This window comes from Robiginitalea insularis, assembly GCF_052497835.1.
This window is the reverse complement of record NZ_CP199296.1, coordinates 1,667,901-1,690,307: the sequence shown is the minus strand read 5'-3', so window position 1 is coordinate 1,690,307 and position 22,407 is coordinate 1,667,901. Positions and strand designations below refer to the sequence as shown.

The 22,407-nt window shown below is 47.1% G+C and carries 20 protein-coding genes; 8 read left to right on the top strand and 12 right to left on the bottom strand.

The window, feature by feature from the left end; translation table 11 throughout:
- Position 1 precedes the first annotated feature (1 nt).
- Positions 2–1,270, bottom strand: coding sequence for an adenosylmethionine--8-amino-7-oxononanoate transaminase (gene bioA, locus ACT6NV_RS07720; RefSeq protein WP_445383906.1), 1,269 nt, complete (start codon positions 1,268–1,270; stop codon positions 2–4).
- A 66-nt stretch (positions 1,271–1,336) separates the two neighbouring features.
- Here bioA and ACT6NV_RS07715 point away from each other — a divergent pair, with 66 nt between their 5' ends.
- The gene (locus ACT6NV_RS07715) at positions 1,337–2,827 is read left to right on the top strand and encodes an ArnT family glycosyltransferase (protein WP_445383905.1); all 1,491 of its coding nucleotides are present in this window, start codon (positions 1,337–1,339) and stop codon (positions 2,825–2,827) included.
- Between the two features lie 10 nt (positions 2,828–2,837).
- On the opposite strand, the gene bioD is transcribed toward ACT6NV_RS07715, so the two are convergent.
- From bioD to ACT6NV_RS07700, 3 genes are read right to left on the bottom strand one after another with little or no spacing between them, the layout of a single operon-like run.
- Positions 2,838–3,464, bottom strand: coding sequence for a dethiobiotin synthase (gene bioD, locus ACT6NV_RS07710; protein WP_445383904.1), 627 nt, complete (start codon positions 3,462–3,464; stop codon positions 2,838–2,840).
- On the bottom strand, positions 3,461–3,847 hold the full coding sequence (locus tag ACT6NV_RS07705) for a putative signal transducing protein (RefSeq protein ID WP_445383903.1): 387 nt from the start codon (positions 3,845–3,847) through the stop codon (positions 3,461–3,463). The genes bioD and ACT6NV_RS07705 overlap by 4 nt, the downstream gene beginning before the upstream one ends.
- A complete protein-coding gene (locus ACT6NV_RS07700; protein ID WP_445383902.1) occupies positions 3,840–4,970 on the bottom strand; it encodes an aminotransferase class I/II-fold pyridoxal phosphate-dependent enzyme in 1,131 nt (376 codons plus the stop codon). Before ACT6NV_RS07700 ends, ACT6NV_RS07705 begins: the two co-directional genes overlap by 8 nt.
- Positions 4,971–5,069: 99 nt before the next feature.
- On the opposite strand from ACT6NV_RS07700, the gene ACT6NV_RS07695 reads away from it, so the two are divergent.
- Positions 5,070–5,597 (top strand): GNAT family N-acetyltransferase, encoded by a 528-nt coding sequence (locus tag ACT6NV_RS07695; RefSeq protein WP_445383901.1) that lies wholly within the window; start codon positions 5,070–5,072, stop codon positions 5,595–5,597.
- Between the two features lie 52 nt (positions 5,598–5,649).
- On the opposite strand, the gene ACT6NV_RS07690 is transcribed toward ACT6NV_RS07695, so the two are convergent.
- From ACT6NV_RS07690 to ACT6NV_RS07680, 3 genes are all read right to left on the bottom strand, one after another.
- Positions 5,650–5,928, bottom strand: coding sequence for a hypothetical protein (locus tag ACT6NV_RS07690; RefSeq protein WP_445383900.1), 279 nt, complete (start codon positions 5,926–5,928; stop codon positions 5,650–5,652).
- Positions 5,929–5,988: 60 nt separating this feature from the next.
- Positions 5,989–7,497 (bottom strand): F0F1 ATP synthase subunit beta, encoded by a 1,509-nt coding sequence (gene atpD / locus ACT6NV_RS07685; protein WP_445383899.1) that lies wholly within the window; start codon positions 7,495–7,497, stop codon positions 5,989–5,991.
- 149 nt (positions 7,498–7,646) lie between these two features.
- Complete coding sequence (locus ACT6NV_RS07680; protein WP_445383898.1) at positions 7,647–10,397, bottom strand: TonB-dependent receptor; 2,751 nt, start codon at positions 10,395–10,397, stop codon at positions 7,647–7,649.
- Between the two features lie 262 nt (positions 10,398–10,659).
- On the opposite strand from ACT6NV_RS07680, the gene ACT6NV_RS07675 reads away from it, so the two are divergent.
- Entirely contained in the window at positions 10,660–10,950 is a 291-nt protein-coding gene (locus ACT6NV_RS07675) for a hypothetical protein (RefSeq protein ID WP_445383897.1), read from the top strand.
- 18 nt (positions 10,951–10,968) lie between these two features.
- On the opposite strand, the gene glmS is transcribed toward ACT6NV_RS07675, so the two are convergent.
- The 3 genes from glmS to ACT6NV_RS07660 form a co-directional block, all read right to left on the bottom strand.
- A complete protein-coding gene (glmS, locus tag ACT6NV_RS07670) occupies positions 10,969–12,816 on the bottom strand; it encodes a glutamine--fructose-6-phosphate transaminase (isomerizing) (protein WP_445383896.1) in 1,848 nt (615 codons plus the stop codon).
- Between the two features lie 104 nt (positions 12,817–12,920).
- A complete protein-coding gene (locus ACT6NV_RS07665; RefSeq protein ID WP_445383895.1) occupies positions 12,921–14,726 on the bottom strand; it encodes a DUF4270 family protein in 1,806 nt (601 codons plus the stop codon).
- A 5-nt stretch (positions 14,727–14,731) separates the two neighbouring features.
- Entirely contained in the window at positions 14,732–15,541 is an 810-nt protein-coding gene (locus ACT6NV_RS07660) for a glycogen/starch synthase (protein WP_445383894.1), read from the bottom strand.
- A 102-nt stretch (positions 15,542–15,643) separates the two neighbouring features.
- Between ACT6NV_RS07660 and panC the strand changes: the two genes are divergently transcribed.
- The 5 genes from panC (at position 15,644) to radA (ending at position 20,422) form a co-directional block, all read left to right on the top strand.
- A complete protein-coding gene (gene panC / locus ACT6NV_RS07655) occupies positions 15,644–16,492 on the top strand; it encodes a pantoate--beta-alanine ligase (protein WP_445383893.1) in 849 nt (282 codons plus the stop codon).
- Positions 16,493–16,505: 13 nt separating this feature from the next.
- On the top strand, positions 16,506–16,856 hold the full coding sequence (gene panD, locus ACT6NV_RS07650) for an aspartate 1-decarboxylase (protein WP_445383892.1): 351 nt from the start codon (positions 16,506–16,508) through the stop codon (positions 16,854–16,856).
- A 2-nt stretch (positions 16,857–16,858) separates the two neighbouring features.
- The gene (locus ACT6NV_RS07645) at positions 16,859–17,824 is read left to right on the top strand and encodes a lysylphosphatidylglycerol synthase transmembrane domain-containing protein (protein ID WP_445383891.1); all 966 of its coding nucleotides are present in this window, start codon (positions 16,859–16,861) and stop codon (positions 17,822–17,824) included.
- A 22-nt stretch (positions 17,825–17,846) separates the two neighbouring features.
- The gene (locus ACT6NV_RS07640; RefSeq protein WP_445383890.1) at positions 17,847–18,992 is read left to right on the top strand and encodes an alpha/beta hydrolase; all 1,146 of its coding nucleotides are present in this window, start codon (positions 17,847–17,849) and stop codon (positions 18,990–18,992) included.
- 68 nt (positions 18,993–19,060) lie between these two features.
- Entirely contained in the window at positions 19,061–20,422 is a 1,362-nt protein-coding gene (gene radA, locus ACT6NV_RS07635; RefSeq protein ID WP_445383889.1) for a DNA repair protein RadA, read from the top strand.
- Here radA and ACT6NV_RS07630 read toward each other — a convergent pair.
- Positions 20,419–21,459 carry an aldo/keto reductase gene (locus tag ACT6NV_RS07630; protein ID WP_445383888.1) on the bottom strand — a complete coding sequence of 347 codons (1,041 nt, stop codon included), beginning with the start codon at positions 21,457–21,459 and terminating at the stop codon, positions 20,419–20,421. The genes radA and ACT6NV_RS07630 overlap by 4 nt on opposite strands.
- Before the next feature lie 47 nt (positions 21,460–21,506).
- Positions 21,507–22,268, bottom strand: a complete 762-nt coding sequence (locus ACT6NV_RS07625) for an exodeoxyribonuclease III (RefSeq protein WP_445383887.1) — start codon at positions 22,266–22,268, stop codon at positions 21,507–21,509.
- Between the last annotated feature and the right edge of the window lie 139 nt (positions 22,269–22,407).

Sequence of the window (22,407 nt, the reverse complement as noted above, 5' to 3'; positions counted from 1 at the left end):
TTCAAATCCAATCAAAAACCGCTTCTATCGCCCCGTAAATCTCGTTTAATTCCTTGCGGGTGATGACATAAGGAGGCAGGATATAAATTGTATTTCCAAGTGGTCTCAGAAAGATTCCCCTATCCATAAAATGCCGGAATAAGGTATCGCGCATATTACCATACCTGGAAAAGTCTACATCCAGTTCCATAGCGAAAATAACGCCCCAACAGCGGGCATCCCTGACTTTGGGATGTGATTGCATCCGCTCTTTAAAACGGAGGTGTTCCCCCGCTATCATTTGTATCCCTTTCTGTATTTCCGCACTGCTCAGTAACTCTAATCCCGCAAGAGCAGCTGTGCAGGACAAAGGATTGGCCGTATAGGTATGTCCGTGGAAAAACCCTTTAGAAATCTCATCGCTGTAGAAAGCCTTGTATATTTCGTCTGTACAGCTGGTGATCGCCATCGGGAGCAAGCCTGCTGTTAGTGCCTTGGAAAGGCAAATCAGGTCGGGCTGCGTGCTGAGCTGCTCAGACGCAAAATGGGTTCCCGTTTTCCCAAAACCGGTCATGACCTCATCTGCAATCAACAATACCCCATTTTCTCTGAGGAGGGCCAATATTTTTTCCAGGCCTTCCGGGTCCTGGAACTTCATGGCAGCAGCTCCCTGAACCAGGGGTTCATATACAAATGCTGCAATATCCCGCCTGCTAAGCAGGCCCTCTAAAACGTTCAGTATTTCTTCAGGGTTCCCGCTTACGGGGACGGGAATGCGTTCTACATCCAGGCTAAAATCTTCAAATGGCCCATTGTAAACAGAGAGGCCTGAGACCGACATGGCCCCGAAGGTGTCACCGTGAAACCCTTCTTCAAATGCCAGTAAGCGTGTTTTTTTGTCGCCGCGGTTAAAATGATATTGCAGGGCCATTTTGACAGCCACTTCCACAGCTGTGGAGCCATTGTCCGAAAAAAACAATTTTGACTGATTAGGGGGAAGCAATGACAACAGTTTTTCGGAAAGTGCAACCGCGGGCTCGTGCGTAAATCCGCTGAAGACGACCTGATCCAGTTGCTGCATTTGTTTGGATACGCGCTCTGTGATATACGGATTACAGTGTCCGTACATGGCCGTATACCAGGATGAGATCCCGTCTATATAGGCCGTTCCTTCCTCATCGTACAGGTAAACCCCTTCCGCGCGCCTGATCCCCAGCATTTTTTGGTGAGTTTTATGCTGGGTCAGTGGATGCCAGATATGCAGCCGATCCCGATCGGAAAGATTTTTCAATGCGCCTGTCTTTACTTGGGTTGATTTTCTATCTTGCAAAGATGGCAAATTAATAGCTTTTTAAAGATGTCTGAACCCCTTAAAAAGACAAGGTCACAATGGATTGACAGCCTGAAAAGCAGGACCTTTTTTTGGTGTCTGCTGGCGGGTAGTTTTTTGATTCGCTTTCCCTTCTTTTTCAGAGACTATATAGATCGTGATGAGAGCACCTTCATCCTTATGGGCCAGGCCTGGGTAGACGGGCATCTGCCCTATACTATGTTATGGGATGTTAAGCCTCCCCTTACCTTCCTGTTTTATGCCGTTAGTATTTTCCTTTTCGGGAAAAGCCTTTTTGTAATCCGGCTGCTGGGAACGCTACTGGTGGCATTTACTTCATTTTTTTCCTATAAAATATGCCTTGGGATCAGTACAAAAAGGGCCGCTGTTTTCTGTGGTTTTGCCTGTGTGTTCCTGCAGAGCATGTTCGGCAGCATACAGGGAGTAATGTCTGAACACATCCTGATGTGTTTCTTTATGGCGGCCCTGTACGCATTAAGCAGAAAAACAAATGCTCTTAACCTGCTGGCGGCAGGGGTCCTTTTAGGGATATCCCTTATGGTAAAAATCAATATCGCTTTTTCAGTCCTGCTGGTAGGTTGTTTCTTGCTATGGTGGTTTTATAAGTGCTATGGTATGGCCGGGGCGTTCAAAAATATGCTGCTCCTATCCGGACCGGCCTTTTTGATTGTGTTGCTAACAGTACTTCCCTATTATCTGAGCGGACAGCAATCCTTATGGTGGGATTCCGTGATCCTGGCGCCCCTGGCTTACACCGAAGGCGGCCGCAACACCCTTCCGGTCCTTACAGGCTTTGCTGCAGCGATTTTAATTGTTCTTTTCTGGGCCATTCGGACAAAACACCTGGATATTAAAAGGCCTGAAATCGGGATACTGATTGCAGCCCTGCTGGGAATCCTGTTTTCTTTTATCAAAGGGGGGCGCATCAATAGCCATTATCTGATTATGCTATATCCTGTCTTCCTGATTCTTTTGTGCGCAGCCACTGCCCCATTTTTAGAGAGCCTTCAGAAAAAATCCTTCAGGATAATAGTGCTCATATCCCTTTTGATTCCAATGGAAAGCTATCTGGAATACATACAGGTCGGCCGCAATTATTCAAAATACAACACCCCCTATAACGGAGAGGGTTACAGGGTGCCTGAATATATTTTGGAAAAAAACATCGACACAGAAAACATCTTATTCCTCGGGTATCACATCGGGTACTGGATGCTGGACCTTTACCCTCCGGTTAAAACCGCCACCCACCCCAGTAATATCTGTAAATCCGAAATGTTTCCTTACTACAATCCGGAGCGCAATACGGCCATGGAAGAAATCCGGTACATTATGGAAGAAATTCGCCCGGCCACACTGGTAACCCGAACAAGCAGGCTTGTGTTCGATAAGAAACTCGTTGAGGAAAACGCCTACATTAACAAGCGCATTGAACAGGACTATACCCTTGAAGCAAAAGTGGAAAAGGCCAGTATTTATATTCGCAAGCGGCAGTAGGCATTCCTTTCTAAAAAAATCCGGCTGCCTGAAGGGCGGGCCTAAGGGATGTTGCGAGTTTTGAAATAGCCTCCTTCGTAAATTCAGGATGTTCTTCTACTCTCCCCAATACCCTTACCCCGGATTTTTTTAAGATTATTTCTTCTGTGGTGGGATGTTCATCCCCACTGAAAATCAGGCTTACATCAAGACCCTTCCGCAACAGGCATTCCAGGGTTAGCAGCGTATGGTTAATACTCCCCAGATAGTGTCGGGAAACTACCACTACCCTGTAGTCCGGTTGTATTAAATCCAGAATGGTATCCCTGTCATTCAAGGGGACCAGCAAACCCCCCGCACCTTCTATGATAAGGGTGTTTTGCGTTTGAGGAGGATTAATTTGTTCTAAGCTTAAGGAAACACCATCTATAGCTGCGGCAGCATGCGGACTCATAGGGGTTTTCAGGGCAAAGGCATTTTCGTGAATACGACTTTGAGGATTACTGATAAGGTGCTGCACCTTGTCACTGTCGGAATAATCCAGGTCTCCTGCCTGTATGGGTTTCCAGTAATCTGCCTGCAATGCCTCTGTCAGAATGGCGGAAACTATAGTTTTACCAACCTCTGTGGAAATACCGGTTACAAAAATCTTTTTCATCTTTCGGATCGGGTAATCATGCCGCAATTCAGGCACCTGTACTTGCGGGCCTCCACAAAGGGAAACAATTTTTGAAGTAAATTCTTCCGTTCCGAGTAACGTTCAGACCGGGCAGCCTTGCAATTTGGACAAATGATCGGGTTACCATCATTATCCTGGGCATAGGGACGCAGGGCGTCATATATTTCTTTTGCCCGATCCAGGTCATTTTCCAAAACCATTACCTTCACACCTCCAATAGCCGAGGCAATAAAGGGTTCCGCCTGCAAGACATTGGCATCTTTCAGAAAGACTTCTATCCCTTCCGATTCCAGCTTAACCCTGAGGATTTCGGCATCTGCCACATAATCAAAGGCCCCAACTATCCGGTAAGCACTATTCATTTTCAGACATTTTCATAGCTGAGGCCAAGATAGTCAAAACCGCCCTGATTTCCTCGGGCGAATTATAGCTGTGCAGGCAAAATCTCAGGCATTCCCGGCCCCTGGGAACGGTTGGTGAAAGAATAGCCCTTACATCAAAACCCTGGTTCTGTAATAGGGAGGCAAGTTCTTTGGTTTGAGCATTTCCCCCGATAATACAGGTTTGTATAGCTGCGATCCCTTTAAGAAAATACCGGTCCAGCCCAAGTTTTTTTTGTTCGGCCAGAAAAACCCGGATATTCTGCTGCAGTTGTTCCCTGGCAACCATTCCCTGCGAAGATTCCAGGACCTGATAAGCTTGCAAAATATGTTGCAAGGCATAGGGTGGCAGAGCAGTGGTGTATATCAATGACCTGCTGAAATTCAGCAGATATTCCTTAAGCGAAACCGAGCCCAAAACAGCCGCCCCATGACAGCCCATGGCCTTTCCGAAAGTGACGATCCTTGCGAATACCAAATCCTTCAGGCCTGCAGCATCTACACCTCCCCTGCCCTGTTTGCCGAGGATGCCAACCGCATGCGCCTCATCCACAATTAATCGAAAACCATTCTGCTCACAGAACCTTGCAAATGCTCCCAAGTCCGGGCCATCCCCTTCCATGGAATAGACAGATTCAAGCAAGACATATACTTCAGAGTCACTGTTACGTCCCTTTTTAAAGACATTTTGAATCCTGGAAGTAAGGGATGACAGGTCATTATGCGAAAATTTAAAGGCCCTGGCCTGCCCAAGACTTATGCCGTCCCGCAAACTGGCATGCACGCTTTCATCATAAAAAATATAATCCGATCGCTGTAAAACTGCAGATAACAAACCAAGATTCACGTCGTAGCCGGAATTAAATACCAAAGCAGCAGTTGCTCCATGAAATGTAGCTAATTTCTCCTCCAATACTTCAAAAAGCGGATCATTCCCGCTGATAAGCCGGGAACCGGTACTCCCGGAATTATGGACAGATTCCCCTTTCTCTGATGAAGGAAGCCCCATCCTGGAAAAACCGAGGTAGTCATTAGATGCGAAATCGGTAAGATGCGTTCTGGGCTGTAGCTTTCTGAGGGCTCCTTCCTGCTTGCGCCTATTCAATCTGGATGCTAGTTTTTCCGGAAATTCAGACATATGATAAAGGTAGTATATAGCCGGAATTCTGCTAAATTAGATTTGTGAATTCCTCAGTTATTAATTATGGAGATTGTTTACAGACCTGCTGAAACCAGAGAGGAGCTAAAATCTATCCTTGAACTGCAAAAGCTCAATCATTTCTCTGTCTTGTCTGAAGAAGAACGAGCCGTTGAGGGTTTTGTTACCCTCAGGCATACCTTACCACTCCTCCAAAAAATGAAAGCACTTTGTCCGCAGTTAATGGTCCTGGCAGACCAGAAACTCGCAGGTTACGCACTTTGCCTGCATCCCGACCTGTCTGCCTTAATTCCGGGGCTCCAGCCCATGTTTTTACAATTGAAGGGGTTGGATGAGCCCATAAATGATTTCAGGGTTATGGGCCAGATTTGTATCGCCTCCGAATTTCGAAGGAAGGGTCTTTTCAGGGGCCTGTACGATCATTTTAAAAAAATGGTTTCGCCTTCAGCCATTGTTACCGAGGTAGCCTGCTCTAACGTGCGTTCCTTAAAAGCACATCATGCGGTAGGGTTCCGGTCCGTGGCTTTTCACAAAGAAGCAGATCAAAGTTGGGAAGTGTTATGCTGGAAATAAAAAACCCGTAAATCCAAAGACTTACGGGTTTATATATGTTCAGGCATACGATTTAATCAGCCAGTACGATAACCTTGTTGTTCTTCAATTCGATGGTTCCGCTCTTGATAGCCAAAATGGTCTTTCCATTGCCTTCCTTGCGGAACTTATCTTCAAATTCCTCCTCGATCTCGATTTGCCCGGTAATTTTCACTTCGCCTTCCTGCAGCAGGGAAACGATCGGGGCGTGATCCTTAAGCATTTGGAATTCCCCGTTGATACCCGGTACGGTTACCGAACTTACTTCACCTGCAAATAAGGTGGCTTCAGGAGAAACGATTTCTAAATACATAATCTTTAACTATTTGTCACATGGCCGGGTAGCAAACTGCCAACTGCCACTGTTAACTCATTAAGCCTCAGCCAGCATTTTCTCGCCAGCTTCAATGGCTTCCTCAATGGTACCCTTCAGGTTAAAAGCAGATTCCGGAAGGTGATCCAGTTCCCCGTCCATAATCATGTTAAAGCCCTTAATGGTATCCTTGATGTCTACAAACACCCCGGGGATACCGGTAAACTGCTCAGCTACGTGGAAAGGCTGAGAGAGGAAGCGCTGTACCCTACGGGCACGTGCAACGGCCAGTTTATCTTCTTCAGATAATTCTTCCATCCCCAGAATGGCGATGATGTCCTGTAATTCTTTATATCGCTGCAGCAGCTCTTTTACGCGCTGGGCGCAATCATAGTGCTCATCACCAAGAATGTCTGCAGTGAGGATTCGCGAAGTGGAATCCAGCGGGTCAACCGCAGGGTAGATCCCAAGCTCTGCAATTTTTCGCGAAAGTACGGTAGTTGCATCAAGGTGGGCAAAAGTAGTTGCAGGCGCCGGGTCTGTAAGGTCATCCGCAGGTACGTAAACCGCCTGTACAGAAGTAATGGATCCCCGCTTGGTAGAGGTAATACGCTCCTGCATGGCCCCCATTTCAGTGGCCAGGGTAGGCTGGTAACCCACCGCGGAAGGCATCCGTCCCAAAAGAGCCGAAACCTCAGATCCTGCCTGTGTAAAACGGAAGATGTTATCCACAAAGAAAAGAACGTCTTTCCCCTGTCCTTCTCCGGCTCCGTCACGGAAATACTCTGCAATGGTAAGCCCGGAAAGCGCAACACGCGCACGGGCTCCCGGAGGCTCATTCATCTGTCCGAATACGAAGGTAGCCTTGGATTCCTTCATGGCTTTCTTGTCTACCTTGCTCAGGTCCCAGCCGCCTTCTTCCATGGAATGCAGGAAATCGTCCCCGTATTTGATAATGCCGGATTCCAGCATTTCCCGAAGCAGGTCGTTTCCTTCACGGGTCCGTTCCCCTACTCCTGCGAATACAGAGAGTCCTCCGTGGCCTTTAGCAATATTGTTAATCAGTTCCTGAATCAGTACGGTTTTACCAACCCCGGCACCGCCAAATAGTCCAATTTTTCCACCTTTGGCATAAGGCTCGATCAGGTCAATAACCTTGATCCCGGTAAACAGAACCTCGGTTGAAGTTGAAAGGTCTTCAAATTTTGGTGCTTCCCGGTGAATGGGCAAACCATCCTTGCCGGCTTTTGGCAAATTCCCCAATCCATCAATGGCATCTCCAATCACATTAAAAAGACGTCCGTAAACATCGTCTCCAATAGGCATTTGTATGGCGGCTCCTGTTGCCTGCACTTCAACACCTCTTGCCAGACCATCTGTAGAGTCCATAGAAATGGAGCGCACAGAATTTTCTCCGATATGCGATTGTACTTCCAGTACCAGAATGGATCCATCTTCCCTTTTAATCTCCATAGAATCATAGATTCTTGGTAATTCAGTTCCGGATGGAAACTCAACGTCAATTACCGGTCCGATGATCTGCGAAACTTTACCTGAATTTTTTGCCATTGTGTTCTTTTTAAACTACTTATATATGTTAGGCGCTGTTTTTTCGGCTGCAAAGATATGGTATTCCATTGTAAAAAAGAATGCTTTTCGGTCCTTTTTAAATAAAAAAAGCGCCCCCTTTGGGACGCTTTTACAAGATGCTTTTTCTCTTATGGATTAATGGTAAGTGAGATGTAATAAATAGATCCGACTGCCCCGGTTCCGATAGCCGAGAAGTATTCCTCACCAAGCAAATTGGAGGCTCCCAGTTTTACAACTGATTTCCAGTTGGGGATGGCGTAATTTACCTGTGCATCCAGTACCGTGTAGGCCGGTATTTGCCCATCGGCAAAAGTAGCCTGCCAGAAATAGGTGTCACTCCAGCGGTAGTTGATGTTAAAACCAAAATTGGTAAAGAGCTCCGTATTCCCGAAGGAGGCTTTCACCTTGTGGTTGGGGGTGTTGAAATTGGTCCGGAAATCCGGGAAAGCAGCCTGGTTGAAATCCAGGTCGGCAAAGGTATAGTTTACCCCAATATCAAAATTCCCCAGTATTTTGGCATCCACCCCGGCCGTTACCCCATAGGATTCAATATCCGCCTGGGAATTGGTATAGGTCTGATAGGCAAACCTATCGCCATTCTGTAAGGCGAGCAGCGAAGCCCCACCGTCTCCGGCGGTTCCGTAAAAAGGAACGAGCACTGTGGTATTCGAAATGAAGTTTTGGTATTTATTATAATATCCGCTAATGTCAATGGCAACCCTGCCAATCTGTGCACGGTATCCTACTTCATAGGCCGTTATTTCCTCGGGTTTTACCACTGGCGTTTCTACGGCTTGCGGATTCCCGGAAAGCACAGAGTTTAGTGAAAAAGCATTCTCATAAGCGGCACGGCCGACTACGGTAGCCGTACTGTTGCCCGTAAAAGCTGCTCCGGCATCGCTTAAAGGGAAGGTTCGGATATCGCGGTCAAGGTTAGCCGGGGCAGACCCAACTAAAATAGCCCTCCCTGCATTCAAGCCAATAAAGAGGTCCTGAGTGGTGGGGTTCCGGAATCCCTGCTGAACGGAGACCCTGAGGTTGTGGTTGCGCCGTTCGCCAAAAGTACCTAAGACGGAAAGCCTGGGGGAGAGGAAGCCATCAAAAAACTCATTTTTATCATAACGGATAGAACCAGTAAATTTCAAACGCTCATCGATTAATTTTTTCTGGACCTGCAAATAGGCACCGTACTCATTGTAGGTAATTGGACCATCAAAATCCGTAAAAATGGTACCTTCAGAATTCAGCTCGTATTCCCGGAAGGATCCTCCTATCTGGATTTCTGCAATATCCTTTGTCAGGTGGCTGAAGTTGTAGTTTGCGTCAATATGACGGAATTTGGTGTTGTCGATGAATTTTGCACCAGTGGTAAAGTCGCCGTCGGCAATTACCGAATTTAAAGCATTGTTGAACTGCGGCGTTCCGGGCAGGAAACGTCCGGTATCTGCTGCCTGTCGAGCAGCCGCGTGGGCGGTGGTTTCATCCAGCTGCACCCCGGTTCCTATCCCCAATCGGGCCCCAATATAGGTGGCAGCATAATCCTGAAACCACTGTTGATCACTTTTCCATCTCCTGTTCACGTTGATTGCCGCGAAACGAGTATCATAGGAATTCCCCGCATTTTCGGAGGTGATGTACCCCCTCAGGAAAAAGTTGTCGTTTCGGAATTCGATACGGTGCTGCTGCAATATAAAATCCCTGATGGAGTAACGGTTGGATCCCTGGTAAATAGTATTACCCCTACCAATACGGCCGTTGTAAATGATCTCAAAATCATCGGCAAAGGGGCGGTAGTACAGGGAAAAATCCGTTTTGACGCTCTGCGCATTATAATTGGTTAAGTCGGCCTCGTTGTAACCGGTCCGGCTGACAAGGGCAGATCCGACAGTTCCGGAAGGCAAACCGGCTGCGGCATCAAAATTCAGTAAAAAATTTACTTCATCCCCATATACATTTAGTCCATCATAGGCAGGATTGGAGCGGTCTGCTCCGGGTCTGGCCAGGTCAATCACGCTGTTGGCGTGCCAGTCTTCCCCCTGCAGGAAAGAGAAATTTGCCTTAATGGCAAGTTTATCATTGAAAGCATGTGCTGCGCGGATTCCGAAATCATAGTATTCATTGGTCCCTGCTGCGTCCTGATTGGTAAAGCCTGTTTTAAAATAGGTGCTGATCCCCTGAAAATCGAAGGGGCTCTTACTCCTCATAAATAGTATTCCGTTAAAGGCGCCGGCTCCATAAAGAGCGGAAGAGGCTCCCGGCAATATTTCCACGCTCTGCACCTCCAGTTCCGACATCCCCACAAGGTTCCCCAAAACGAAATTCAGACCGGGAGCCGTATTGTCCATCCCGTCTACTAATTGCATAAACCGGGTATTTGCAAAGGTTGCAAAGCCGCGGGTGTTGATAGACTGGAAGGTAAGACTGTTGGTGTTGATGTCTACACCCTTCAGGTTCACCAGGCCGCCATAAAAAGATTCGGCTGTGGTATTTTTGATCTCCTTTAATCCGAAACGCTCCACTGAAACCGGGGATTCAAACAGGCGTTCCGGGGTACGGGAGGCCGATATAACTACTTCATCCAGAAAGGTCTGGGCCTCAGCCAGGGTAATGGTAAGCCTTTGGTTATTGGTGGTTACCTGCGCCGTGGCATCCGAATAACCCACGCTGCTGAACCTCAGCTGAAAAGGCGGCACCTCTGAAGTTTCAAGGGTGAAATTCCCGTCGAAGTCGGTAGTAGTCCCAATAGCTTTTCCGACTATTACAACATTTGCTGCCGGGATAGGTTCCCCATTTTCATCACTTACATTCCCGGTAACAGTCGTTTGCGCGAAAGACCCCATTCCCATTAAGAGCAGGGAAAAAAGAAGTATTGTTCTCATTAGTTTAGTTTGCGTTAGAAGTTTAAAGCAAGATAGAGATTTTTTTAAAACCCGAATTATAAATTCTCAAAATTATGCGTGCATAATAATAATATGACAATCTACAGAGCTGAATTTTGTGATGTCCTGAATTCAGGAGCCGGGCAAGGCTTTTTAGAGCCATGGAATACAGTATTTATAGCACCAATATTCGAGTTGTCCTCATCTTGTATGAACATTGAAAATTGACTAAATTTAGTAAAGCTTTCTAATCAATCTAAGCATGCAGGGTTTTGTTATCTTTCTGGGAATACTGGCACTTCTGCTAATATGGTGGAACCTGTGGGTTAGCAGGTTGATTGTTTTGTACTTAAGGGATAAGGGGGAATCGGCAAGCCTTTTTAAATTTGGCTTTTTTATAAAAGGAAAGATATTCTCCTACCTCCCGCTTTACAGGAAACGCAGCCTTGAAGATGAAGGAAAAGTAGGAAAGCTCTATTGGCAGTTTTACTTCTCCTTTGCAACTGCAATGTTCCTTATTATAATCGGGGTAATTATGCTGGGTAGCAAATAGTTAGCTGTTACCGTGATTCTACTCCACCGTTACCGACTTGGCCAGGTTCCTAGGCTGGTCCACATTACAGCCGCGCATTACAGCTATATGATACGAAAGTAACTGCAGGGGGATGGTGGTAAGCAGCGGCGAAAGGCTTTCAGAGCATTCAGGCACTTCGATCACGTGGTCTGCCAGGTCCCGTACCTGCTCATCTCCTTCTGTGACAATGGCAATAATCTTGCCCTTGCGGGATTTGATTTCCTGTATGTTACTGACCACTTTTTCGTAATGGCCTTTTTTGGTGGCGATAACGATCACCGGCATATGCTCATCAATAAGGGCAATGGGGCCGTGTTTCATTTCGGCCGCAGGGTATCCCTCTGCGTGTATGTAGCTGATTTCCTTTAGTTTGAGTGCACCTTCCAGGGCTACAGGGAAATTATAGCCCCTGCCCAGATACAGACAATTGGTGGAATCTTTATAAACTTCCGCAATGATTTCAATTAGCGGATTGGCTTCCAGGGTTTTTTCCACCTTGGCAGGGATATTTTCGAGTTCCGTCAGTATTTCGTGAAAACGGGAATCAGAGAAAACCCCTTTTTCCTTGGCCAGTTTCAGAGCCAGCAGGCTCAAAACCGTAATCTGAGTGGTAAAAGCCTTGGTAGAAGCCACCCCTATTTCAGGACCGGCATGGGTGTAGGCTCCGGAATGGGTCTCACGGGAAATAGAAGATCCCACAACGTTACAAACCCCAAATACAAAGGCCCCTTTTTCTTTGGCCAGTTTGATGGCAGCGAGGGTATCTGCGGTTTCCCCGGACTGAGAAATGGCAATCAGCACATCCTTATCAGTAATTACCGGGTTACGGTAGCGGAATTCCGAGGCGTATTCCACTTCCACCGGGATACGGGCGAGATCTTCAAAGATGTATTCGGCTACCAGCCCGGCGTGCCAGGAGGTCCCGCAGGCAACTATAATAATCCGGTTCGCATTCAGGAATCGTTCCAGGTGCTGGTCTATTCCGGCCATCTTGATGATGCCCTGGTCTACAAGCAGGCGCCCCCTGAAAGTATCCTTAATGGCCCTGGGCTGCTCGTAAATTTCCTTTAGCATAAAATGATCATACCCTCCCTTTTCAATCTCATCCAGGTTCAGTTTTAATTCCTGTATCATCGGATAGGCGATGGCATCGTCCTTAATTTTTCGCAATTTGATTTCCTTCCCAAGCCGGATTATGGCCATTTCCTCATCTTCCAGATACACAGCGTTATTGGTGAATTCTATAAAAGGTGAAGCATCCGAGGCGATAAAAAATTCTTTTTCGCCTACCCCAATAGCCAATGGGCTTCCCAATTTAGCCACTACAATTTCATCGGGTTTGGTACGGTCAAAAACAGCTATGGCATAGGCGCCAACTACCTGGTTTAAAGCTATCTGCACGGCCTTGCCCAGCTTTACCTTTTCCTTCTTTTTTACTTCCTCGATAAGGTTAATGAGCACCTCCGTATCCGTATCAGAATGGAAGGTGTACCCCCTTTTGATGAGCTCCTTTTTAACGGATTCGTAGTTCTCGATAATTCCGTTATGGATAATCACCAGGTCTCCTGAATTCGAAAAGTGCGGGTGGGAATTCACATCATTGGGAATACCGTGGGTAGCCCAACGGGTATGGCCAATGCCCACGCTGCCATTAAGGGATATTTCCTCTTTGGATTTGCGGCTCAGGTCTTCCACCTTACCTTTTGTCTTGGAAAGGTTTATCTGTGTGCCATCATACAGGGCAATCCCTGCGCTGTCATAGCCCCTGTATTCCAGACGCTGCAGGCCCTTCATGATTACGGGATAAGCATCCCTGTGACCGATATAACCGACAATTCCACACATAGCAAAAGATTTTGATCGTAATGATTTGGCTACAAAACTAGCACTTCAATAATAGATGAATGTAAAAATATGGATATATAACGTAATTTACCTTTAATCGGTTCCTACTGCGTTATTTCGGTGTAAGAAATCTCCAGTTTCAGCTTTTTGGGATCATCCGCAGCTACATTGCTGCCGATCAGCACCGTTCCGAGTGGGCTGATGGCATTGCTGGCCGGGAGCGGCCTTTGGGAATTGTCTGGCAGTAAAACGTCATTTACGCCGGATATCCTCAAATCCGGGGTCAGGGTCAGGCCCAGGGTTACATTGGCCGAATCCCTTATGACGATATTATTGATGTGTTCCGTTATCCGAACCGTGTATTTGATTCCTTTCCCCGAAGACTCTTCCAAAAAGCCGTCGTAGTTAAGGAATATTCCAAAGGGATTGTCAGCGAGGTTGGTTTCCGTAAGGATGTTGTACAAAGGCTGATCGGTCTCAGCGTTGTACAGATATAAACGGGGAGGTTCTACAGCTCCGCCCTGGGCATCCAGGCGATCCCTGTCTACATAGAAAACGAGATTGGCCTCGTTGATAATCCAGTTATTCTGCTTAATCTGGTTGATAATGTCCCCACCACCAAGCAGGTCAAAAAGTTCGATTTCCGCAAAACTGCCAGCGCCCCCTTTCAGGTAAATACGAGATGCATTTTCGGAAGAGGCGAAAGCATCGGTAATCTCCGCAGGATAAGCTTCATTGAGCAGGGTATTTACGGCATTGCCGCTAAAGGCCTGGTTTTGCCCTCCTATCAACAATCGGAGCTGATAATCGTCTTCCCGCCTTTCGATTTCCCCATCAGATTCAAAATCGTATTCATAATTGACTGTGAGCCGGGCATTGGTGAGGTCCAGCAAGATCATCAGATCGTCTGTAATGGGGGTCAGTGACATATGGATTCCCCTGAAAAACTCCCTGAAATTCGCATTGCTGAGCAATTCGGCAGATCCCTCCTTATCCAGGAAATTCTGCTGGAAAAACTGAGGATCCAAGGCAACCCGGATTCCAGGCTGTATCCGCTCATCCACCAATATAGACTCGTCATCTTCAGTATCCGGATCATCTTCCTGAAAGATCAGGTACTCTTCGTCGGAAATAGTAAGGCTCTCATCAAACAGAACATCAGAAACAAACGTTGGGCTGAAAGACTGGTTGGAAAAATATGGTTCCTGCTCCTGGAAACCGGAATTCGGGTCTAAATCCCTCAGGAAATAGGTAGAGCGCTCCACCTTAAAATTAAAAGGTGCGGCCCTGTTTCCGTAGATACTGTCCAAATCCTTGCGCTGGGCAAAAATATTCTGGGGGGTGGCATCATCATCCCCATCCGAAATCCCATCGCCATCGGTATCCGGATTGAGCGGGTCTGTACCCCTGGATCGCTCCTGAGCGTCCGTAAGCCCGTCTCCGTCCGTATCACTGTTGGGATCCTCCGGGTCTGCGTCCAGGCTGTCTATAAGCCCGTCGGCATCCAGATCTGCCCTATTATTCTGAAAATATGGGAGGTATAAAATTACCTCCGTTATGGTTTCATTTTCCGGAATGGCATCCGGGTCTGTATTCTCCTGTAATTGCGTATAGCGCCCAAAGGTAGGGTTCCCGAGGTTGTCGGCTAGGCTCAACTGACTTGTAATTCGACCTTCGGTCCGGCCATAAACCGGATCATTAAAAACCCCCAGCTGGTATAAAGGCAGTCTGTTTGTGGGTACGGCTTCAATGTTTTTGTTGAATGCAAACACATCGTAAACGGCTTTTCCGGTGGTAAAGGGCTCTCCCCCGATTACTTCGTCACCAATGGTTACCACCTCTTCCTCACAAGACTCAGTGGCCAGGACAAGACATATACCCGCCACGAGGGAAATTAAGAGTCGTTTCATCTGAATTATTTTAAAACTTCGGTCGTATAGAAATTGGCATAGGCCTCCTCAAATTCCTGAAGAGGTACGTATGGCAATACCGGTTTTTGAAGGTTGGTAGCGTACTCCTGTAGTTCATCAGGAATCTCTTCAGCGGCTAAGATAATTGCGTCTGAATAATCTAGGGCTACTTTTAACAAATTATTGTAGGTGGGGGGGTCAACAACCGCACTGCGGTCTGCAGATATGTTGTCAAAGGCTATTTTTTTGCTGAGTTCCGGGTTTAATTCCCCTTCAAACCCTCTGCCGTAGACCGAGGTTACAATACGACTGTCTGCAAACAGGGGCTCATCTTTATAATATTCCCTAAGGTATAGTGGTAAAAGGGATGCCATCCATCCGTGAACATGAATGATATCGGGAGACCAGTTTAGCTTTTTAACTGTTTCCACAACCCCTTTTGCGAAGAATATGGCGCGTTCGTCGTTATCGGGAAAAAGGTTACCTTCTTCATCGGCAAAAGTGGCCTTGCGCTTGAAGTATTCCTCATTATCGATAAAATATACCTGAATACGCTCTTTTGGTATAGAAGCTACCTTTATGATTAGGGGCATATCCATGTCGTTGATTACCAGATTCATTCCCGAGAGTCGAATTACCTCATGCAACTGGTGCCGGCGTTCATTTATGTTCCCGTAACGCGGCATGAATATCCTGATCTGGCCACCTTTGCTGTTGACCATTCTGGGTGCTTCATAAGACATTAGGGAAACTTCGTTCTCGGGGAGGTATGGTACTAATTCAGAAGATACAAACAATATCTTTTTCCCGTTCATAAAGGCAAAATTTTGTAAAGGGTGTAAACGTAGCTGCAAAATTACAAAAATTATGAAGAATAGCCGTAATTATAGTAAGTTTGCTGCCGCTAAAACACAGGGATGAAACTGTTGAAGACGAAAGGGGAAGTACAATTATTGAGGGCTTCGGTCAGGGATTCCGGAAACAGTCTTGGTTTGGTCCCTACTATGGGGGCCCTGCACCAGGGTCATTTACATCTGGTAAAAACAGCCCTCTCCGAAAATGATGAAGTCCTGGTCAGCATTTTTGTCAATCCCACACAGTTCAATAACTCCAAAGACCTGGAGAAATATCCCAAGACGCTGGAGGAAGACCTGAATAAATTGCAAAGTCTGGAGGGTAGCATACATGTTTTTGCCCCCGAAGTTTCGGAGATGTACGGAGAAGAAGTCCGATCCCGGAATTACAATTTTGAGGGACTGGACAAATTTATGGAAGGGGCCTTCCGAAAAGGGCATTTTGAAGGGGTGGGAACAATTGTGGAGAACCTGCTCAGGCTGATCTTGCCGGATCGGGCCTATTTTGGTGAAAAAGACTACCAGCAATTGCAAATTATCCGCAAACTGGTTTCTGAGCGTGAGATCCCTGTGGAAATCATCCCTTGCCCGATTATCAGGGAAGCAGACGGGCTGGCGATGAGTTCAAGAAACCGGCAGCTCACAAAACGACTCCGGAAAAAGGCTGCATTCATCTTTAAATCCCTCAAAAAAGCACAATTGGAATTTGGCACAAAAAGTGCTGTAGAACTGAAGGAAGAAATAAGCAGGGCTTATGCTGAAGATCCGGATTTTGAACTGGAATATTTTGAAATCTCGCATGCCGAAAGTTTAAAGCCCGTAAAGCGACCAAGAAAAAATGAAAAGTACAGGGCCTTTGTTGCCGCCTATCTCGGTGAGGTAAGGCTGATCGACAATATAGCCCTTAATTAAGTATCTTTGCCCCATGCAAATTCAAGTAGTAAAATCTAAAATCCACCGCGTCCGGGTAACCGGAGCGGACCTGAATTATATCGGCAGTATTACCATTGATGAGGATCTGATGGACGCCGCAAATATCATCCAGGGTGAAAAGGTGCAGATTGTCAACAACAACAATGGCGAGCGCCTTGAAACTTATGTAATCCCCGGCCCAAGGGGAAGCGGGGAACTTACCCTTAATGGGGCCGCTGCCCGTAAAGTAGCGGTAGGCGATATCCTGATCCTGATTGCCTATGCCTGGATGGACATTGAAGCTGCAAAGAAATTTAACCCTGCGCTGGTATTCCCGAATGAAGCGACCAACCAGCTCAACTGATTTTGAACCCCTCCGTCAAAAAAGCCCTTAAAATCATCCTCCCGATCCTGCTGGGTCTTTTTTTGATATGGTACTCCTATAACATGACCTCTGCGGAAGACCGCAGGGAAATTATCAAATATATCCGGGAAGCCAACCTTTTCTGGGTGGGGATCTCTGTCCTGATAGGGATCATGAGCCATATATCCAGGGCCATCCGGTGGAATTACCTGCTGGAACCGCTGGGCCATGCCCCCAGGCTCCGCAACAACATCCTGATAATCCTGATGGCGTACTTTGCCAATCTCGGCATCCCCAGATCCGGGGAAGTATTGCGGGCAACCGCCCTGGCCACATACGAGGGGGTTCCCTTCCAAAAGGGCTTCGGGACTATTGTGACTGAAAGGGTAATCGATCTGATCATGCTCTTTATTGTGATTGTAATCGCCCTCTTCTCCCAAACTGAGATCATCCTGGAATTCCTCTCAGAAAAAGGAATAGGTTTTACCGCAAGTGCACTCTTGCTCCTGGGTGGTATCCTCTGGCTTTTTATCTTCAGAGCCTTTCTGAAGCTTTCGGACTCAAAACTGGCTCTTAAGCTGAGGGGTATTATAAGGGGATTGCTGGAAGGGGTGCTGAGCATCTTTAAAATGAAACGTAAATGGGCCTTTATCGGGCACACCATTTTTATTTGGGGCGCTTATTTTGCAATGTTCTGGGTTATTAAATACACCGTCCCGGAGACCCTGGGGCTCAGTGCGGGGGAATTACTGGTTGCTTTTGTTGCCGGAGCTTTTGCCATGACCGCCACTCCTGGTGGATTGGGCCTCTATCCTTTAGCGGTGAGCAAATCCCTGACCCTTTTTGGAATAAGCGAGGTTTCCGGGGATGCCTTTGGCTGGATTATGTGGATCGCCCAAACCCTTATGGTAGTGTTTTTTGGTGCAATATCTTTCCTCTTGCTACCGTTATGGAACAGGAATAAATAGTATTCCTTTCTAATCCGAATTTATGAAACGTATAGTGCTGATTACCCTGGGGGTTTTGCTTAGCCTGCCCGCTTTTTCACAGGTGAAACAAGAAATATTCGAATCTTTCAAACTTCAGGAACGAAGGGATGTTAAGTACTATATCCCCGAAGACTACGACCCTGAAAAGAAATACCCCCTTGTAATTGTGCTGGACGCCGAATACCTGTTCGACCAGGTAGTGGCCACCTCCAGGTTTTACAGCAGGTACCAGGGAATGCCTGAAACCCTGGTGGTTGGGATCGAACAGGGGAAAAACCAACTCCGATGGGAAGATTGTGCCTTTGAGGAAGATACCGGATTGCCAACGGACAAAGGCAAACTATTTTATGAGTTTATTGGCCTGGAAATTATCCCCTACATGGTAAGCGCCTTTAATGTGGCTCCTTTTAAAATGTTCGTAGGCTATGACATCACGGCCAACTTTGGGAATTTCTACCTCTTCAAGGAACAATCCCTTTTTAATGCCTATATCAGTATTTCACCTAAGCTCGCACCTGAAATGGAAATGAGGGTGCCGGCCCGGCTTTCGGATATCGACCAGAAGATCTTCTATCACCTTATAGTGGAAGGGGAATCGGGTAAGGACAAGGATGGGATCCTGGCCATGCATAAAAACATACAGAGTCTGAATAAGGAGGGCCTGACCTACTATTTTGACCAGTATGATAATGCCAACGAGGTATCGGTTGCAACCTACGGAATAGGCAAGGCCTGGGACCGCACTTTTGATATATTTAAACCCATCAGCCCAAAAGAATACCGCCAAAACATCCTGACCTCTCAGGAGCCTGTTTTTAACTATATAGAAGAGAAATACAACACCATCGAAGAGTTATTCGGTTTCAAAAAGACCGTAGAACTCAATGATATTATGGCCATTTATGCAGGATGCCGGAAAAAAGAGGATCTGGAGTCTTTAAAACTATTGTCTGATTTATGCAAGGACGCCTTTCCGGATACTATGATGGGCTTTTATTTTGAGGGTGAGTATTACGAACAACTGGGAGAACCCAAAAAAGCGCTGCGCACCTTTGAAAAAGCCTTTGGAATGGATGAAATCGATTTCCTTACCAAGGAAATGGCCCTGGAGAAAATGGATGCCCTGAAGGCAGATTTCGGATATTAAAAACCGTTCTGTATTACCTTGTTTATTTAAGCACTCCGGTCTATCTTTAGCCCAAACCAGACCGGCTAATGGCCAAGACCAAAACAGCTTTTTTTTGCCAGAATTGCGGGGCGCAGCACGCCAAGTGGGTTGGACAGTGCACCTCTTGCAAACAATGGAATACCCTCTCTGAAGAGCTGCTGGAAAAAGCTGCTGCTCCTGCCTGGAAATCCAATGAAGGATCCCATCAGAAAACCCCTAAACCCTTACGCCTTAGTGAGATCGATGCCGATAAGGAAATGCGGCTCTCTACAAGGGACACCGAACTGGACCAGGTTTTGGGAGGAGGGCTGGTCCCCGGTTCCATGACCCTGATAGGCGGGGAACCCGGCATTGGAAAAAGCACCCTGCTATTGCAGATTGCACTACGGCTGAATGTCAAAACCCTCTATGTATCCGGGGAAGAGAGCCAGCGGCAGATTAAGATGCGAGCAGAACGCATCGCGCCGGAGAGCGATTCCTGCTACATACTAACCGAAACAAACACGAGCCGGATTTTCAGGCAGATAAACGAGCTCAACCCAGACCTGGTCATTGTGGATTCCATTCAGACCCTGCACTCCGAATTTCTGGAAGCCGGGGCCGGGAGCGTTTCACAGATCCGGGAATGCACGGCTGAACTGATCAAATTTGCAAAGGAGAGTCACACCCCTGTAATTTTGATCGGCCATATTACCAAAGACGGGAGCATTGCGGGGCCCAAAATTCTGGAACATATGGTTGATACCGTACTGCAGTTTGAAGGGGACCGGAATCATGTATTTCGAATTGTCCGCGCCCTTAAAAACCGGTTCGGATCCATTGCCGAACTGGGCATCTATGAAATGAAGGCCAATGGCCTGATCCCCGTTGCTAATCCGTCGCAAATTCTGATCTCTCAAAATTCCGAAGACCTGAGCGGCACGGCAATTGCCGCTACAGTGGAAGGGGTCAGACCTTTGCTGATAGAGATCCAGGCCCTTGTCAGCACAGCTGTTTACGGAACCCCTCAGCGTTCTGCAACCGGTTTCCCTGCAAAGCGGTTAAATATGCTTCTGGCCGTATTGGAAAAGCGGGCAGGGTTCAAACTGGCTGCCAAGGATGTTTTCCTGAATATTACGGGAGGCATTCAGGTAGATGACCCCGCCATAGATCTTGGGGTCCTGGCTGCGATCCTTTCCAGCAATGCCGATATTCCCATTCCCAGGGATATTTGTTTTGCCGCCGAAGTTGGCCTGGCCGGGGAAATACGCCCTGTACCCAGGATATCACAACGCATTACCGAAGCCGAAAAATTGGGATTCAGCCAGATTTATATCTCTACAAATGTCAAAGGCCTGCCGAAAAAGACAGGAATCGGCATTCAAAAAATTGCCAAGGTAGAAGATCTGGTGAGTGCGCTTTTCGGTTAGGGGGCAGGATTGGGGATGCGGTTGTGTACCGTCTCTATTTCCTCCAGAATTTCAGGGGTCAGTACTGTATCAATACTCCCAAGGTTTTCCTTAAGTTGCTCCATAGAGGTTGCCCCGATTATGTTACTGGTCACAAAGGGCCTGCTGGTCACAAAGGCCAGGGCCATTTGGGTAAGCGATAAATTGTGCTTATCCGCAATTTCTTTGTACGCCCGGGTAGCGGCTACTGCATTGTCCCCGCTGTATCTGTTGTAGTTCGGAAAAAGGGTAATCCGTGCATTTTCGGGTGGTTTTCCCTCCAGGTATTTCCCGCTCAAAGTCCCGAACCCGAGGGGAGAATAGGCCAGCAGGCCTATTTTGGAGCGCATGGAAATTTCAGAGAGGCCTACTTCAAAAAGTCGGTTGAGCAGGCTGTAGGGATTCTGGATGGTTATCATCCGGGGAAGGCTTGGATGCACCTTCCCTTCTTCCAGAAACCGCATGGTTCCCCAGGGGGTCTCATTGGAGAGGCCCACCTGTCTGATTTTACCTTCTTTTATAAGGTCTCTCAGGGTTTCAAGCACCTGATGGATGTTGTCCTCCCAGTGATCCCTGGGATCCGGCTGGTAGCCTCGCTGACCAAAATAATTGGTGGATCGTTCCGGCCAGTGGAGCTGGTAGAGGTCAATATAATCTGTTTGCAGCCGCTGCAAACTCCCGTTTACTGCTTCCACAATAGAATCTCTGCTGAAACCGGTTTCCCTGATAAATTTTGTAAATGGGGCTTTGCCTGCTATTTTGGTGGCAAGCACAATCTCACTTCGCTTCCCGGTTTTTTTAAACCAGTTTCCGATAATGGTTTCCGTTAGGGCATAACGTTCGGCCTGTGCAGGAATGGGGTAGAGCTCTGCCGTATCAAAAAAGTTGACACCCTGGCTCAGGGCGTAATCCATCTGATCATGACCCTCCTCTTCTGTATTCTGGCGTCCCCAGGTCATGGTCCCGAGGCAAATCTTACTAACTTCGATATCGGTATGCGGCAAGTAGTTGTACTCCATATAAAAAGGGTATTCGGGCTCTGTAAGCCCGGTTAGGAAACATTCTCTTAATTCAATTCCAATAAGATGGGGCAGTGGTCGCTGTGCACTGCCTCGTTAAGGATTACTGATCGCTTTAATTGCTTTTCCAGGCTCTCGCTCACCATGCCGTAATCCAGCCTCCATCCCTTGTTCTTTCCCCGGGAACCTGCGCGATAACTCCACCAGGTATAATTATGGGGATCCTGATTGAAATACCTGAAACTGTCAATAAATCCGCTTTCTATAAAATTTCCAATCCATTCCCGTTCCACCGGCAAAAATCCTGAAACATTTTTATTGCGTACCGGATCGTGGATATCAATGGCGCGATGACAAATATTATAGTCCCCGCAGATTACCAAATCCGGATAATCCTTTTTAAGACCATTTACATAGTCCTGAAAATCTGCCATGTACTGCAATTTGTGGTCGAGTCGTTCAATATTGGTGCCTGAGGGCAGGTAAAGGCTCATTACCGAAACCCCGTTAAAGTCGGCCCTTAGGTTGCGCCCTTCGGTATCCATGTATTTGATCCCGGTACCGAACTCCACATGATCGGGTTTTTGCTTGGAAAGTATCGCCACCCCGCTATACCCTTTTTTTTCAGCACTAAACCAATAGTGATAGGGGTAGCCTGCCTTTTCAAAAAGTTCCAGATCCAGCTGTTCTTCCAGTGCCTTAATTTCCTGAAGGCAGATTACATCCGGGTCTGCCTGTACCAGCCATTCCAGAAATCCCTTGCTGACAGCAGCCCTGATACCATTTACATTATAGGAAGCTATTTTCAAAATTTTTCAATTTTGGGCAAAAATACACAATGAGGAGGAGCTGCTGAAACCTATTTGCAGAAGTCCGGGGTTTTTGCCCGAATCCCGGCCGGGGATCTTAGCTGATCGCCGTACCTTTGCACCTGATAAAGCCGAGCTA